The 14,902-nt window shown below is 37.9% G+C and carries 16 protein-coding genes; 13 read left to right on the forward strand and 3 right to left on the reverse strand.

The genetic code is table 11. The annotated features are described in order from the left end of the window. Positions 1-3: 3 nt before the first annotated feature. The 11 genes from ACN9MR_RS17345 to ACN9MR_RS17395 all read left to right on the forward strand — a co-directional run bounded on the left by ACN9MR_RS17345 (position 4) and on the right by ACN9MR_RS17395 (position 10,192). Positions 4-1,737: a M23 family metallopeptidase gene (locus ACN9MR_RS17345; RefSeq protein ID WP_426325482.1), complete on the forward strand. Its 1,734-nt coding sequence runs from the start codon at positions 4-6 to the stop codon at positions 1,735-1,737. 176 nt (positions 1,738-1,913) lie between these two features. After that, positions 1,914-2,378 (forward strand): thioredoxin-dependent thiol peroxidase, encoded by a 465-nt coding sequence (gene bcp / locus ACN9MR_RS17350; protein ID WP_029274070.1) that lies wholly within the window; start codon positions 1,914-1,916, stop codon positions 2,376-2,378. 57 nt (positions 2,379-2,435) lie between these two features. Beyond that, positions 2,436-3,281 carry a transketolase gene (locus ACN9MR_RS17355; RefSeq protein ID WP_057932756.1) on the forward strand — a complete coding sequence of 282 codons (846 nt, stop codon included), beginning with the start codon at positions 2,436-2,438 and terminating at the stop codon, positions 3,279-3,281. A gap of 88 nt (positions 3,282-3,369) precedes the next feature. Beyond that, entirely contained in the window at positions 3,370-4,326 is a 957-nt protein-coding gene (locus ACN9MR_RS17360; protein WP_029274068.1) for a transketolase family protein, read from the forward strand. Between the two features lie 94 nt (positions 4,327-4,420). Continuing rightward, positions 4,421-4,981 carry an RNA polymerase sigma factor gene (locus ACN9MR_RS17365; protein ID WP_025145705.1) on the forward strand — a complete coding sequence of 187 codons (561 nt, stop codon included), beginning with the start codon at positions 4,421-4,423 and terminating at the stop codon, positions 4,979-4,981. A 33-nt stretch (positions 4,982-5,014) separates the two neighbouring features. After that, positions 5,015-5,662 carry a hypothetical protein gene (locus ACN9MR_RS17370; RefSeq protein ID WP_426325486.1) on the forward strand — a complete coding sequence of 216 codons (648 nt, stop codon included), beginning with the start codon at positions 5,015-5,017 and terminating at the stop codon, positions 5,660-5,662. An 87-nt stretch (positions 5,663-5,749) separates the two neighbouring features. Next, entirely contained in the window at positions 5,750-6,190 is a 441-nt protein-coding gene (locus ACN9MR_RS17375; protein ID WP_426325488.1) for a hypothetical protein, read from the forward strand. A 70-nt stretch (positions 6,191-6,260) separates the two neighbouring features. After that, on the forward strand, positions 6,261-7,451 hold the full coding sequence (locus tag ACN9MR_RS17380; RefSeq protein ID WP_426325490.1) for an aspartate aminotransferase family protein: 1,191 nt from the start codon (positions 6,261-6,263) through the stop codon (positions 7,449-7,451). A 56-nt stretch (positions 7,452-7,507) separates the two neighbouring features. After that, positions 7,508-8,185, forward strand: a complete 678-nt coding sequence (locus ACN9MR_RS17385; protein WP_426325492.1) for a response regulator transcription factor — start codon at positions 7,508-7,510, stop codon at positions 8,183-8,185. Positions 8,186-8,274: 89 nt separating this feature from the next. Further along, positions 8,275-9,579, forward strand: coding sequence for a sensor histidine kinase (locus ACN9MR_RS17390; protein WP_426325494.1), 1,305 nt, complete (start codon positions 8,275-8,277; stop codon positions 9,577-9,579). A 139-nt stretch (positions 9,580-9,718) separates the two neighbouring features. Next, positions 9,719-10,192, forward strand: a complete 474-nt coding sequence (locus tag ACN9MR_RS17395) for a hypothetical protein (protein WP_426325496.1) — start codon at positions 9,719-9,721, stop codon at positions 10,190-10,192. Positions 10,193-10,329: 137 nt separating this feature from the next. Here ACN9MR_RS17395 and ACN9MR_RS17400 read toward each other — a convergent pair whose 3' ends face one another. From ACN9MR_RS17400 to panB, 3 genes are all read right to left on the reverse strand, one after another. Beyond that, the gene (locus tag ACN9MR_RS17400; protein ID WP_426325498.1) at positions 10,330-10,755 is read right to left on the reverse strand and encodes a hypothetical protein; all 426 of its coding nucleotides are present in this window, start codon (positions 10,753-10,755) and stop codon (positions 10,330-10,332) included. Between the two features lie 115 nt (positions 10,756-10,870). Next, positions 10,871-11,557, reverse strand: coding sequence for an RluA family pseudouridine synthase (locus tag ACN9MR_RS17405; RefSeq protein ID WP_108198402.1), 687 nt, complete (start codon positions 11,555-11,557; stop codon positions 10,871-10,873). Between the two features lie 156 nt (positions 11,558-11,713). Then, on the reverse strand, positions 11,714-12,529 hold the full coding sequence (panB, locus tag ACN9MR_RS17410) for a 3-methyl-2-oxobutanoate hydroxymethyltransferase (RefSeq protein ID WP_057932746.1): 816 nt from the start codon (positions 12,527-12,529) through the stop codon (positions 11,714-11,716). Between the two features lie 278 nt (positions 12,530-12,807). On the opposite strand from panB, the gene carA reads away from it, so the two are divergent. Both carA and ACN9MR_RS17420 read left to right on the forward strand, forming a co-directional pair. Further along, a complete protein-coding gene (gene carA, locus ACN9MR_RS17415; protein ID WP_426325501.1) occupies positions 12,808-13,920 on the forward strand; it encodes a glutamine-hydrolyzing carbamoyl-phosphate synthase small subunit in 1,113 nt (370 codons plus the stop codon). 74 nt (positions 13,921-13,994) lie between these two features. After that, positions 13,995-14,855, forward strand: a complete 861-nt coding sequence (locus ACN9MR_RS17420; RefSeq protein WP_426325503.1) for a hypothetical protein — start codon at positions 13,995-13,997, stop codon at positions 14,853-14,855. Positions 14,856-14,902 lie beyond the last annotated feature (47 nt).

The raw sequence follows: 14,902 nt of genomic DNA on the forward strand, positions 1-14,902 counted from the left end.
CGAATGATTAAAATCCCGATCCAGTACAAGTTAAAATTTTTGGTTTCGATCTGCCTTTTATTTGCTTCAACTTTTGCTCAGGCGCAACAGATTTACAGTACGAATAAATACCCGATTACAGATTTCAGACAACCTTTGGATATCAGCCCTCCTGCCCTTGCGGGTTCTTTTGGCGAAATCCGCGGCAATCACTTCCATTCTGGAATTGATTTCAGGACCAATCAACGGGAAGGTTACCCTGTTTATGCCGTTGCAGATGGGTATATTTCGAGGTTAAGGGTTCAGAACAGTGGTTTCGGACAAGCGCTATACATCAATCACCCTAATGGTTTCACTACAGTATACGGCCACCTTCAACGGTTTGCTCCCAAAATTGCAACCATTGTTAAAAACCTTGAGTACGAAAAAAAATCGTTTGAGATTGATGAGTTTCCCGATGCCACATTAATTCCGGTACATAAAGGCGAGATTATTGCCTGGTCTGGTAACCGTGGCAGTTCAGGCGGTCCGCATCTGCATTTCGAAATCAGAGATACCAAAACAGAAGAAACCATAAACCCGCAATTTTTCGGAATCATCATACCCGATAACATTCCGCCTGTTATTCATGGTTTGTATGTATACCGTTTAAATGGCAAAACCTTTAACGAAAATACACCTAAACAAGCCATCGGCATTAGCGGAGCAAACGGCAGTTATAAAACCATAGCCCCCATCAGTTTAACAGGTGAGGTTGGCTTCGGCATCGTGGTAACCGATCGGCATAATGGTTTATCGGGCACCAACGGGGTGTATTCGATCCAACTGGAGGTTGACGGCAAGAAAATATATACTTCTGCCCTTGAACGCTTTGCGTTTGAAGACAGTAAGGCCATCAACTCGCACATTGATTACCCAACTTATTTAAATACCAAAAGAAGTATCCAGAAAAGTTTTGTCGAACCCGGCAACCCTTTAAAAATTTACAGCGGTTTGGTAAATAGTGGTAGGATTAATTTCAATGACGGTGCTTCACACCAACTGCGCTACATCATAACTGATGCGAAAGGGAACTCGTCTGTTCTACCTTTTACCGTAAATGCAGGTAGTGCACCTCTTGCAGCGCCAGTTATTCCAGCTGGGATAATTTATCCGTATAATAAGGTGAATGAATTTAATACCGATGATATTAAAGTAGTTTTCCCACTGGGGACATTGTACAGCGATTTAAATTTCACTTATAAAAAGTTGCCTAAACCGACGGGAAATGCCTGGTCGGCTGTACATCAGATTCACAATAGGTATACGCCATTGCATGTCGGTTTCGATATCTCAATCAAGGCTGATAACCTTCCGGAAAACTTAAGAAGCAAAGCCCTAATTGTAAATAGCAATGGTTCATCTCAGGGCGGGTTTTTCGAGAATGGCTATGTTAAGGCCACTCCAAAAAACTTCGGCAGTTTTTATATCGCTACAGATACCCTTGCGCCAAGGATAGTACCTGTAAATATTGCTGAGGGAAAAAACATGGCAGGTTTATCTAAAATATTTTTCAGGATCAGTGATAATTTATCAGGGATAAAAAGTTTTAATGGCTATATCGATGGCAAATGGGCATTAATGGAATTTGACACTAAAACAGCAACGCTTTGGCACAGCTTTGATGAAAGAACAGCTTCAGGAAAGCATACCCTGGAATTAGTTGTGACAGACATGAAAGAGAATACCCGCAAATACACAGTAACATTTTTTAGATAGGGACAAGATGTATAGCATTATTGGATTTCGTGACCATATTAATATCAATTTTTCACAATTTAGTCCAAGAAATGTTTTCTTTTAACATAAATTGAACAGTATAATAGCTTAAACTGTTTAAATTGCATGCACTATTATTCAATTATTATAACATTCAAAATTCAATCATTATAAATATGGCAGCGTTAAAGGAAGGTGACCAGGCACCGGCAATTACATCAAAAGATCAAAACGGCATTGAAGTTTCTTTGAGCGATTATCAAGGCAAAACGGTTGTTCTGTATTTCTACCCTAAAGATGATACACCAGGTTGTACAGCCGAAGCTTGTGATTTCAGGGATAACTATCAGGGCTTACAAGCAAAAGGCATTGTGGTTTTAGGTGTTAGTGTTGATGATGAAAAATCGCACCAAAAGTTTGTTACCAAGCATAACTTACCATTTACCCTGCTTGCCGATACCGACCAGAAAATTGTAAATGACTATGGAGTTTGGGCAGAAAAAAATATGTACGGCAAAAAATACATGGGTACGGTACGCACTACTTTCATTATAGATGGTGATGGAAAAATTACCCATATCATCAAAAAAGTTGACACAAAAAACTCAACACAACAAGTACTCGATTTAATTAATAACTAATTATGATATAGCAGGTAAAATATTACCTTTGCTATGTAACAACAACCTCTTATTTTAATGAAACATACAATTAAAGAGCTAGAAGATATTGCCTCTCAAATTAGAAGAGATATCGTAAGAATGGTTCACGGATGTCAATCAGGTCACCCAGGCGCATCGCTTGGTTGTACGGATTTTTTTACAGCTTTATATTTTGAAGTATTGAACCACAAAACAGACTTCACAATGGAAGGTGCTGGTGAAGATCTTTTCTTCCTTTCGAACGGACACATTTCTCCGGTATGGTATAGTACATTAGCTCACGCTGGTTATTTCGATAAAAGTGAACTGGCAACTTTCCGTAAACTAGATTCTAGATTACAAGGTCACCCTACTACCCATGAGCATTTACCAGGTATCCGTATTGCTTCAGGATCTTTAGGTCAGGGCTTATCGGTTGCTATTGGAGCCGCTTTAGCCAAAAAATTAAACGGCGATAAGTCTCTCATCTTCGCCTTATTGGGTGATGGAGAATTACAGGAAGGACAAAACTGGGAAGCAGCAATGTTCGCCCCTTTTAATAAAGTAGATCATTTAATTGCATCAGTTGATTATAACGGACAGCAAATTGATGGCCCTACAAGTAAAGTTCTTGCTTTAGATGATTTACAGGCTAAATTCGAAGCTTTTGGCTGGCATGTGATTAATACCGATGGTAACGATATGCAAGCAATCGTTGAGGGCTTACATTATGCCAAAACACTAACCGGAAAAGGTAAACCGATCTTAAATTTAATGAGTACTCAAATGGGTGCTGGTGTAGATTATATGATGGGCACACACAAATGGCACGGTACAGCGCCTAATGATGAGCAGTTGGCAGCAGCGTTAGCGCAATTACCAGAAACTTTAGGGGACTATTAAACTAGATTTGAGACAATAGATACGAGATTTGAGACGAATTGTCGCCTAATCTCACGTCTAAAATCTCATATCTCATATCTAAAAAACAATGAAAAAATATACATATACAGAAAAAAAAGATACACGTTCGGGTTTTGGAGCTGGCTTACATGAGGCTGGAAAGAAAAACGAAAATGTGGTTGCCTTATGTGCCGATTTAGTTGGATCACTTAAAATGGATGCTTTTATTAAAGATTTTCCTGAGCGTTTTACACAGGTTGGTATTGCAGAAGCAAACATGATCGGCATTGCAGCAGGCATGACCATTGGTGGAAAAATTCCTTTTACAGGTACTTTCGCCAATTTTTCTACAGGCCGTGTTTACGACCAGATCCGCCAATCGGTAGCTTATTCTAATAAAAACGTTAAAATCTGTGCATCTCACGCAGGTTTAACCTTAGGCGAAGATGGTGCAACCCACCAAATTTTAGAAGATATAGGCTTAATGAAAATGTTGCCAGGAATGGTAGTAATCAATCCTTGCGATTACAACCAGACTAAAGCGGCAACTATGGCCATTGCAGAATACGAAGGTCCGGTTTATTTACGTTTTGGTCGTCCGGTAATCCCTGTATTTACAGATCCAGATCAAAAATTTGAGATCGGTAAAGCTTGGATGGTTAACGAAGGAACAGATGTTACCATTATTGCTACAGGCCATATGGTTTGGAAAGCAATCGAAGCTGGCGAAAAATTAGCTGAATTGGGTATCGATGCTGAAATTATCAATATCCACACCATTAAACCTTTAGATGACGAAGCCATCTTAAAATCAGTTAAAAAAACTGGTTGTGTGGTTACTTGCGAAGAGCATAATAAATTTGGTGGTTTAGGTGAAAGTGTAGCACGTTTGTTAACTACCGAATTGCCAACGCCACAAGAGTTTGTAGCCACTAATGATACTTTTGGAGAAAGCGGAACACCAGATCAATTAATGTCTAAATATGGCTTAGATGCTGTAAACATTGTTGAAGCTGTGCAAAAAGTAATCGGCAGAAAAAAATAGGTTTGAGATATTAGATATGAGATTTGAGACATGAAATCGAATCTCATATTCAATTCTCATATCACAATTCTCACATCTCAAATCTAGAGATAGAATGAAACAAGTTGAAGATTCAGAAATTCTTGCAATGTTCGCTGTGGAGCGCACGCGTAATGAAGCCTTTAACCTGTTGTTAAAAAAATACCAGCAAAAAATCTACTGGCACATCCGCAGGCTGGTTTTAAACCACGATGATTGCGACGATCTTTTACAAGAAGTATTTGTTAAAGTTTGGAAAAATCTCGATAAATTTAGGAGCGACTCTCAGCTTTATACCTGGATTTACCGTATTGCCACCAACGAATCCATCACTTTCTTAAACAAGCAAAAACAGCGGAACAATACACCTTTAGACGAAGTATCATCCGAGCTTGCCGATAACTTAGTTGCCTCATCTTATTTTAATGGAGATAAACTTGAGCTTAAACTACAAAAAGCAATCCTTACCTTGCCTGAAAAACAACGGATTATCTTCAACATGAAATATTTCGACGATATGAAATATGAAGAGATTTCGGAAGTGTTAGGTACTTCTGTAGGGGCTTTAAAGGCATCATTTCACATCGCTGCAAAAAAAATTGAAGCTTTTATTACAAATGATGAAATAGACTATTAAACCTTTTCACTTTAATTGTATCATATATCTGTGATGAACGAAAATATAGAAAATAACGATTGGATGAACGAAGCCCCTGCACTTGCAGCAATGGGGAAACGCAATCCTTTCTCCGTTCCTGATGGATATTTCGAAAATTGTGATGAGGCTATTTTTTCTGCTGTCTTTTTGGATGGATTGAAACAGAAAACCAATAATAATAATTTTGAAGTTCCGCAGAATTATTTTGAAGATTTAACGGAACGAATACAAACCCGGATTGCCCTGTCTGAAATGCCTAAGGCAGATCAGGCCTTTGCAGTACCCGAAAATTATTTCGATACGTTGCAGCGTAGAATTACCGATAGGATTGCAGCATCGGAGCCTAAAAAGGAAACCAAAATTATTCCTTTATGGAGACGTAGCATTGTTAAATATGCAAGCGCAGCCTGCTTCTTGTTAATGGCTTCGTTTGGCATTTATTTTTACCAGAACGGTTCTACCATTGCAGTTCAGCAAGTACAATCTGCAGAAGCAATAAACGAACAGCTATTGTACGATATTGATGAAAGTACGATCATCGATCATTTAGAAGCGCAAAATACTACATCAAAAACTACTTCTGCGTCAGATACAGAAATGGAAAACTACATCTTGAGTAATTTCTCGTCAAATGATTTATCTCAGGAACTAAATAATTAAAAAACCATCATGATTAACAATAGCAAAAATCAATATCGAAATCATGATAGCTTCATCACCTTTGAAAATAAGAATAAACAGATGAAAATGAAGAATTTACTTTTTGTTGCTTTAATGTTTTTATTGCCCACTACCTTATTGGCACAAAAACCAAGGGGAGAAGAAATAGAATCACTTAAAATAGCTTTTTTCACTCAAAAACTGGATCTATCACCAGAAGAGGCTAAAATTTTCTGGCCGATCTATAACGATATGCAGGCAGAGCAAAACGCCTTGCGCAAAGAACGCATGCAGAAAATGATTTCTTTCAGAAAAACGACTGAAATAGATAACCTAACCGATGCACAGGTACAAAGTTTAATTACCAGCGAATTCGACTTCAAGCAAAAAGATCTTAATCTCGATAAAAAATACTACAACAAGCTTAAAGCCGTATTACCGATAAAAATTGTTGGAAAGTTTTACCGGGCTCAGGAAGGTTTTAAACGTGAGTTACTCAATAGATTTAAAGGCGGCCAGAGGCAATAAAGAAAGAGACTTACAGCAATGTAGGTCTTTTTTGTTTTAAAGCACTCTTTCATTTCCGTACTTTTGTGCCATGCTTACCCAACGTCAGTTGTTTTTACAACACAATGCACAAACCTCTCCAGAGCCGCTTATGCTCGAATTTGTAAGGGCAAAAGGAATTTATATATATAATGCCCAAAACAAAAAACACCTCGATCTTATCGCCGGTATCGGCGTAAGTAATGTTGGTCACTGTCATCCAGCTGTGGTGAAGGCCATTCAAGAGCAGGCAGAAACCTATATGCACCTGATGGTTTATGGTGAATATGTACAAACACCCCAGGTAAATTTTGCCAAGGCCCTTGCCGATATTTTACCCGAAAGCTTAAGCTGCACCTATTTTTTAAACTCAGGCACCGAGGCTGTAGAAGGCGCCATGAAACTAGCCAAACGTTATACCGGACGTAAAGGGTTTATTGCCTGCAAAAATGCTTACCACGGCAGCACACAAGGCGCAGAAAGTTTAATGGAAAGTGATTTCTATTCTTCCGGCTACGGTCCTTTCTTGCCGCATGTTAGTTTTATTGAACACAATAATATCGCGGATCTTAATAAAATCACCTCAGAAATTGCCGCTGTCTTTATCGAACCCATACAAGGCGAAGCCGGAATCCGGGTTGCCGATTTAAACTATATGCAGGCTTTGCGGACTAAATGCACAGAAACCGGAACTTTGTTAATCTTCGACGAAATACAATCTGGCTTCGGTCGCAGCGGCAAGATGTTTGCTTTCGAGCATTACAATATTGTACCAGATGTGCTGCTCCTGGCGAAAGGAATTGGCGGTGGAATGCCAATTGGGGCTTTTATCAGTTCACTGGAGATTATGTCGGTATTATCACACACCCCAATTTTGGGTCACATGACAACTTTTGGTGGTCATCCGGTTTGTTGCGCTGCTGGGTTGGCTACCTTGCGTACCTTGATTGATGATCATATCGTCGATGAAGTAGAAGAAAAAGGGCAATTGTTTAAACAATACTTAAAGCATCCTGCCATTAGAGAAATTAGGGGGAAAGGTTTAATGTTGGCGGTTGAATTTGAAAATTTCGACATTAACAAAAAAATTATTGATGCCTGCATTTTAGATGGCTTATTATCAGACTGGTTTTTACATTGCAGCAATTCTATGCGCATTGCCCCTCCTTTAATTATAACCAAAGAAGAAATCGAAGAAGCATGTGCGATCATCTTAAAAAATATTAACTTAGTTGCAGGGTAAAAGCAAAAAGCATTGCGTAAAAGCTGAGAGATTAAAACTACTAATTGTTAACTGAAATGAATGTACTAATCGTTGAAGATGAAAAAAGCCTGGCGCTTGAAATGGATGAATTCTTAAGCAAAGAAGGATTTATTGTAGAGCATGCCTGGAAAAAATCTTCTGCTGAAGAAAAGATATTTGTAAACAATTACGACTTCATTTTATTAGATCTGGGCTTGCCAGACGGCGATGGTTTCGATATTTTGAAACAGTTAAAATCTACGAAAGACCGGGATGATGCCGTAATCATTTTAACCGCCCGTAGTGCTGTTGATGACCGGATTAAGGGGCTTGATGAAGGCGCAGACGATTATTTACCCAAACCATTTTCGCTAAATGAACTTTTAGCGCGCATGCATGCCATTACCCGTAGAAAACATAAGTTAGAGAAAAATGAGGTAAACATCCATAATTTTTTGCTCAATATCCAGAACAGGACCGTTTCATTTGGTGACGAAAGATTAAACCTTACCAAAAAAGAATTCGAAATATTTAACTATTTGGTATTGAACAAAAACCGCGTGGTATCGAGAATGAGTTTAACTGAACACGTTTGGGGTGATATTTTAGAAGTCAATTCTGATTCCAACTTTGTTGATGTTCATGTTAAAAACCTACGAAAAAAACTCGCAGCAGTTAGTCCAACAGAATGGTTTGAAACCGTAAGGAGTATTGGCTATAGGATTAATTGCTAGAGGAGTCGGGAAGTCGGAGGTCCGAAGTCAGTTAAGCGTCGATCTATCAATGAACCAATGGCAATTGAACTAATGAACCATTAACCAAAATGAAGTTACAGGTTAAGTTTTCTTTATACAATGGAGTAACCAAAATCGCCATCATCTTGTTGTTGGGGGCTATCATTTTATTCTCGTTAGACAGGCTTGCTTACAACCAGCTTGATAACCGTTTAATCAAAAAGAAGAACAAAATCATCAAAAATTTAAATGATAATGAGATCGACAGCCTTTTAAACAAAGAACAATCATTTACTGACTACAATATTTTAAAGGAAGAATTTATTGTGTTAACGGATATACCCGACAATCAAAAAGATTCTACCGCGAAGGTATTTACTGAAAAAAGAGAGATAGAGGGCGATATTGAAGTATACCGCATCTTAAATTATAAATTCTCGTATCATACAAACTGGTACAACCTAGAAATTGGGGAAACGATGACAGCGCTTCAATCGATCAAAAATTCGATCCGCTTTTATATGCTTATTGTACTCGTTGCAGCGTTACTTATTACCCTTGTTGCCGATTATACCTTCTCTAACTTTTTACTCAAGCCATTTTACCGCATTATCGATAAAAAAATCAACCTGGTTGATGATCCTTCCCATTACAATTACCAGAACATACCCACCAGTACCAGTGATTTTAAAATCCTTGATAATAGCATAAACTCTTTAATGCGTAAAATAAATACGCTTTTCGCTTTAGAAAAGCAGTTTATTGCTAACGTTTCGCACGAACTGCTTACCCCTATTTCAATTTTAAGTACGCGCTTCGAAAATATGCTCAACACGCCAGATATTCCGGTAGAGCACGAAAATAAAATCTACGCCTCTTTAAAAACCTTAAACCGCTTAAAGGTAATTATCAACAGTTTGTTGCTTATTTCTAAGGTAGAAAACAATCAGTATCTGAAAACTGAAGAAATTAGCCTCAAACAGGAAATCGATGATATATATGAAGATCTGGAAGATCGGATAGCAGATAAAAACATCAGTTATAATGCCCACCTTTCAAAGGATTTTCATTTTACTGGAAATAAAGCACTGATACATACCCTTTTAATCAATATTATCAATAATGCAATAAAATATAATATTGAGGGAGGTACTATTGCCATAACAGATAAAACAGAAGCCGAAAAATATATCCTTACCATTAGCGATACCGGATCTGGTATGAGCGCGGCACTTGTAGAAAATGCTTTCGATCGGTTTAAAAGAGGGAATACCGAAGAAAATGGCTTTGGCTTAGGGTTGGCCATTGTGCAAAGTATTGCCCGGTTCCATAAAATAGAAGTCGATATTAAATCTGAAGAATACAAAGGAACCAGCATTTCGTTATTTTTTTAAAATGAAACTGGCGTGATAAGCTTATCACATAGGGTAAGCTTATTTCCGATGTAAAGATCGGCGCAAGTTGACGAATCTTTTTGGCAGGGGCTTTGCTTAAGAATAAAAGATCAATCCGATAAGAAAAAAATATATCCTAATGAAAAACATCATCCCAATACTAGGAGTTGCCGCTTTATTGATGGCATCTTGCCAGGGCGGCACGGCAAAAAAAACACAGTCCAAAATAGATTCCACTATAATAACCAATGCAACGGCGAGCCCCGATTCTATTCGGTGCTACCAGTACATTAAAAACCGAGATACTGCCACCCTATCGTTAAAAACTAAAGACAATACCATAAGCGGAACTTTGGGTTATAATTTATACGAAAAAGATAAAAATGCCGGTACTATAGCCGGAATTGTTAAAGGCGATACCATAATTGCTAACTATACTTTTCAGTCTGAAGGCAAAACATCAATTAGAGAAGTGGCTTTTTTGAAAAAGGGTAACCAGCTAGTAGAGGGATTTAGCGATGTACAGGAAGTAAAAGGGGAAACCAAGTTCAAAGACTTAAGCAAACTAAAGTTCGATGGATCGATGACTTTCGGCAAAATAGATTGTAAATAAAATAGGTTGCATACTTAAGATAGAATTGTCATCCTGAGCCTGTCGAAGGACACTTTAAATATATTTAAGGCGTTTCGACAGGCTCAACGTGACAGTTTCTAGTCGGCATTATGGCCAGTTTTCTTATTATTTTAAAATTACTTTAAAGCGTCTTTTGCCGCAGTATTCCATTCTTCGCTTAACTTAAGCATATAATCAGAGTATTTTTGTATTTCATCTGGCTTTAGCTTACTTGCCCAGCCTGTTGCCTGATTTGCCCAAGCGGTATATTTGTCGCTTAATGCTTTAATTTCTGCAGCATTTTTACTTTTCACAGCTGCAACATATTCGTCTTTAAGTTTAGCGTATTCAGCAAGCCCTTTGTTTACCTCTTCACTTGAGAAAGTTGGAACATCGGTTTTAACTGTTTCCGTTGTTTTTGTCGTTATTTTGGTAATGGTGTCTCCATTAGCGGAAATTTCGCTTGAGTCTTTGGTCGTTTCTGTTTTTTTGGTACCCTCACACGAGACTAGTGTAGAAGCCAGTAAGCCTGCTGCAGCGATAGATAAGATGGTGTTTTTCATGACAAATTTGGTTTTTAGTCCTCAATAAACGAAATATGATGCCAAATCATAAAAAATCCGATCAAATACTTAAATATTGTGATCGGATATCTTAATTATATTAAATATTGTTGTGCTATAAGTCTTCGAAGCGTTCCCAAAAACCATCAACAGGCAGCTTTGCAAATATATTTACGGGTTCTTTTTTAACCGGATGTATAAACTGTAAGCGGCGGGCATGTAGGCAAATGCTTCCTTTTCTGCTTCCGCGGGGATAGCCATATTTATTATCGCCCATAATCGGGCACCCCATTGATGAAAGTTGAACCCTAATCTGGTGTGAACGTCCGGTTAATGGATCTACCTCCAATAGGTAATAATCGCCAACCTTCGCCTTTACTTTGTAAGAAAGCTCAGCACGCTGACTACCGGTAACCTCTGTATTGTAATAGGAAACCACATTTTTCTGCGGATTTTTAACCAGCCAATGGATCAAAGTAGCCGACTCTTTCTCTGGCTTGTTCTTCACTACTGCCCAATAGGTTTTCTTTACTTCCCTATTTTTAAAAACAGCATTCATCCGTTCCAAAGCCTTACTCGTTTTGGCAAATAAGATTACGCCACTTACCGGCCGATCTAAACGATGTACTACACCTAAAAAAGCACCATTTGGCTTATTGTACTTTTTAGCGATATACTTTTTCACCTGTTCATCCAAAGGTTCATCGCCCGTTTCATCAACCTGTACAATATCGCCTGCCCTTTTATTAATGGCGATTAAATGATTGTCTTCAAAAAGGATGTCGTTATCGGTAATTGGCATCGGTTAGTTCATTGGTTCATCCGCTATTAGTTCATTTGACAAGGCAAATCGTCTAATGCGAAAGTCTATTGTTTAATCGGTTAGCTGTTAATTGTTTAAAGTTGGATAGTTTATCTGCGCTAGAAACAACTCCAAATTCAAAACGCAACTCCAAACTTAGTACTGTTCTTTTTCGTTCGGGAAATCGTTTGCTTTTACATCACGAATGTACGATTGTGCTGCACCCAAAATTTCATCGTATAAATTAATATACTGACGTAAAAAACGTGGTTTAAACCCTTTTGTTAAGCCAATCATATCATTTACCACCAAAACCTGGCCGTCGCAGTCTTGTCCGGCGCCAATACCAATAGTTGGGATATTCAGGCTTTCTGTAACTTCTTTACCTAAAGCAGCAGGAATTTTTTCTAATACGATAGCAAAACATCCCGCCGCCTGTAAAGCCAAAACATCAGTTTTTAACTTATTTGCTTCTTCTTCTTCCTTAGCGCGAACCGTATATGTTCCGAATTTATAAATAGATTGAGGTGTTAAACCCAAATGCCCCATTACAGGTATTCCTGCAGTGATAATACGTTGAACCGATTCGATAATTTCTTCGCCGCCTTCCAGTTTAACTCCGTGTGCGCCCGATTCTTTCATAATTCTTATCGCTGAGTTCAAAGCTTCCTTTGAATTTCCCTGATAAGAGCCAAAAGGTAAATCGACAACAACAAAAGCACGTTTAACTGCCCTGATTACCGAGGCAGCATGGTAAATCATCTGATCTAGCGTAATAGGCAAAGTTGTTTCATGACCAGCCATTACATTAGAAGCCGAATCGCCTACAAGTAGAACGTCTAATCCTGCATCATCTAAAATGGTAGCCATCGAGTAATCGTAAGCTGTTAACATAGATATTTTTTCACCACGTTGTTTCATTTCCTGTAAAGTATGCGTGGTGATGCGTTTGATTTCTTTATGTACCGACATGGGATTTGTTTTGTATTGCCAAAAGTATTGTTTTTTCTTTAAAAAGGCATAAGGTAAAAGGTTTAAGGTTTAGGGCCAATCAGCCTTATACCTTATACCCTACACCTCCAACCTTATTTCACTTTTCTCTTTACATTTCCAATCTAAAACTCTATCTTTGTACCCCGAAATGGAAGGGATATATTCATCTTTTTTTGCACCCAGCAAAAACGGCTTTAATGCCGAAAGCCATTCTTTTTTCAACTCTTTTTTAAATCAAAATCCATATTGTAATTACCATGACTAACTACACCAAGTTACCTGCGATTTTATTACTGGCCGATGGCACAGTTTTTTACGGCAAAGCGGCCGGAAAAATTGGTACCACTACTGGCGAAATTTGTTTTAATACCGGGATGACAGGTTACCAGGAAATTTTTACTGATCCAAGTTATTTTGGACAGATAATGGTTACCACCAATGCGCATATTGGTAATTACGGTATCCACAAAGATGAAATCGAATCAGGTTCGATCAAAATTGCTGGTTTAGTCTGCAAAAATTATAACATCGTTTATAGCCGTAAAGAAGCAACAGAATCTATTCAGGATTATTTTCAGAATGATAACCTAGTTGCCATTTCCGACATCGACACACGTGCATTGGTTCGTCACATTAGAGATAAAGGCGCAATGAATGCGATTATTTCTTCTGAGATTACCGATCTTGAAGAATTAAAACAGAAACTGGCCGAAGTACCCTCAATGGAAGGTTTAGAGCTTTCTTCGAAGGTAAGTACAACTGAACCATATTTTTACGGCAACCCTGAAGCAAGCTTAAAAGTGGCTGCTTTAGATCTAGGTATCAAGAAAAACATTTTGCGAAATTTCGAAAACCGCGATATCTATGTTCAGGTTTTCCCGGCTAAAACCACTTTTACCGAAATGGAAAAATTCAGCCCTGATGGTTATTTCATATCAAATGGTCCTGGCGATCCATCGGTAATGCCTTATGCTGTCGAAACAATCAAAGATATTTTAGCGGTTGACAAACCATTGTTCGGTATCTGTTTAGGTCACCAGTTATTGGCCGAGGCGAACGGTATTGGTACCATGAAAATGTTTAACGGTCACCGTGGATTAAACCACCCTGTAAAAAACATCATTAAAAATCATTGCGAAGTTACTTCTCAAAACCATGGTTTTGGTGTAGTTCCTGATGAGGTTAGAAACTCTGATAAAGTAGAAATTACCCACATTAACTTAAACGATAAATCAATAGAGGGTATCCGCGTTAAAGGTAAAAAAGCATTTTCGGTTCAATATCACCCAGAGTCTTCACCAGGTCCACACGATTCGCGTTACTTATTCGACGATTTCGTTGAAGTAATGAAAGGTGAATTAACCTGGTAAAATACAACTCTTTCTATTAAAGCATTAAAACACTGCTCATGTTTATGGCAGTGTTTTTTTATTTAAATTAGAACATGTTCAAAAGTCTTTTTTTTACATTTATTGCTATTTCGATAAGCTTGTTTAGTTCTTGCATCTCTAGATTGTCGAGACCAGCAATATCAGGTACTATACTTGATTATCAGAACAAACCTATTGCAGGCTGTAAGGTGGGCGAAACCATTACCGATGCAAATGGCAAATTTTACCTCAAAGAAATCCGTTATAATAAATTTTTCATACCTGAAATCTTCATAATGGAAGCTCCTCCCCTTCACTTTTCCGAAATTATAAAAAAAGAAGGGTTTTTGAGTTACAACATAGAAGGACATAACCGTTTTGGTGGTGGACAGGGAAAGGGAGCAGCTGCCAACATCGACACGATCTACCTAAAAAGAATAAATGAAGTTCTTAACGCTAAAGATTACATTTATACGAACTGGAAATTTGTCTCAAATAAAAACTTAGACACCCTCTATGGCACAAATACCAATTTCAGGCTTCAAAATTCAGTAACGAACAACAGGGAGTTTGTAGAGAAAATACAATATGGTTTAATCTATAAATTTAACGCTACAAAGAAACCAGACACCGCGTGGAGTGCTGCATCATATGATCTAAAAACTACCTACTCGGTATCGCTTAAAACCAATGGAACTTTTACAGGAAAAAAGGTACGCGAATATCAAAACCCCTGGAAACATAGAATGGAATACGATCGCACTTATAGAGAATCTTATACTATTCCTAGCGACAGTATAAATACAAAAGGAAAATTTAGTTTTCTAAAAGATCAAATTGTTTTCGACGAAGCTTTTAACAAGACAAAAAGTATTTATAAAATAGACTCGATTGATCGTGATATCATTATTTTGATCCGAAAAAATATTAAATAACACCTTTACCTAGCCAAAACATCATTTTACCGACATTTTTGGCTATG

It is taken from the genome of Pedobacter sp. R-06 (genome assembly GCF_049913135.1).
GTDB lineage: Bacteria > Bacteroidota > Bacteroidia > Sphingobacteriales > Sphingobacteriaceae > Pedobacter.

Coding starts and splice junctions, on each gene's coding strand:
- ACN9MR_RS17345 (WP_426325482.1), top strand. CDS start 4: ATGATTAAAATCCCGATCCAGTACAAGTTAAAATTTTTGGTTTCGATC.
- bcp (WP_029274070.1), top strand. CDS start 1,914: ATGGCAGCGTTAAAGGAAGGTGACCAGGCACCGGCAATTACATCAAAA.
- ACN9MR_RS17355 (WP_057932756.1), top strand. CDS start 2,436: ATGAAACATACAATTAAAGAGCTAGAAGATATTGCCTCTCAAATTAGA.
- ACN9MR_RS17360 (WP_029274068.1), top strand. CDS start 3,370: ATGAAAAAATATACATATACAGAAAAAAAAGATACACGTTCGGGTTTT.
- ACN9MR_RS17365 (WP_025145705.1), top strand. CDS start 4,421: ATGAAACAAGTTGAAGATTCAGAAATTCTTGCAATGTTCGCTGTGGAG.
- ACN9MR_RS17370 (WP_426325486.1), top strand. CDS start 5,015: ATGAACGAAAATATAGAAAATAACGATTGGATGAACGAAGCCCCTGCA.
- ACN9MR_RS17375 (WP_426325488.1), top strand. CDS start 5,750: ATGAAGAATTTACTTTTTGTTGCTTTAATGTTTTTATTGCCCACTACC.
- ACN9MR_RS17380 (WP_426325490.1), top strand. CDS start 6,261: ATGCTTACCCAACGTCAGTTGTTTTTACAACACAATGCACAAACCTCT.
- ACN9MR_RS17385 (WP_426325492.1), top strand. CDS start 7,508: ATGAATGTACTAATCGTTGAAGATGAAAAAAGCCTGGCGCTTGAAATG.
- ACN9MR_RS17390 (WP_426325494.1), top strand. CDS start 8,275: ATGAAGTTACAGGTTAAGTTTTCTTTATACAATGGAGTAACCAAAATC.
- ACN9MR_RS17395 (WP_426325496.1), top strand. CDS start 9,719: ATGAAAAACATCATCCCAATACTAGGAGTTGCCGCTTTATTGATGGCA.
- ACN9MR_RS17400 (WP_426325498.1), bottom strand. CDS start 10,755: ATGAAAAACACCATCTTATCTATCGCTGCAGCAGGCTTACTGGCTTCT.
- ACN9MR_RS17405 (WP_108198402.1), bottom strand. CDS start 11,557: ATGCCAATTACCGATAACGACATCCTTTTTGAAGACAATCATTTAATC.
- panB (WP_057932746.1), bottom strand. CDS start 12,529: ATGTCGGTACATAAAGAAATCAAACGCATCACCACGCATACTTTACAG.
- carA (WP_426325501.1), top strand. CDS start 12,808: ATGACTAACTACACCAAGTTACCTGCGATTTTATTACTGGCCGATGGC.
- ACN9MR_RS17420 (WP_426325503.1), top strand. CDS start 13,995: ATGTTCAAAAGTCTTTTTTTTACATTTATTGCTATTTCGATAAGCTTG.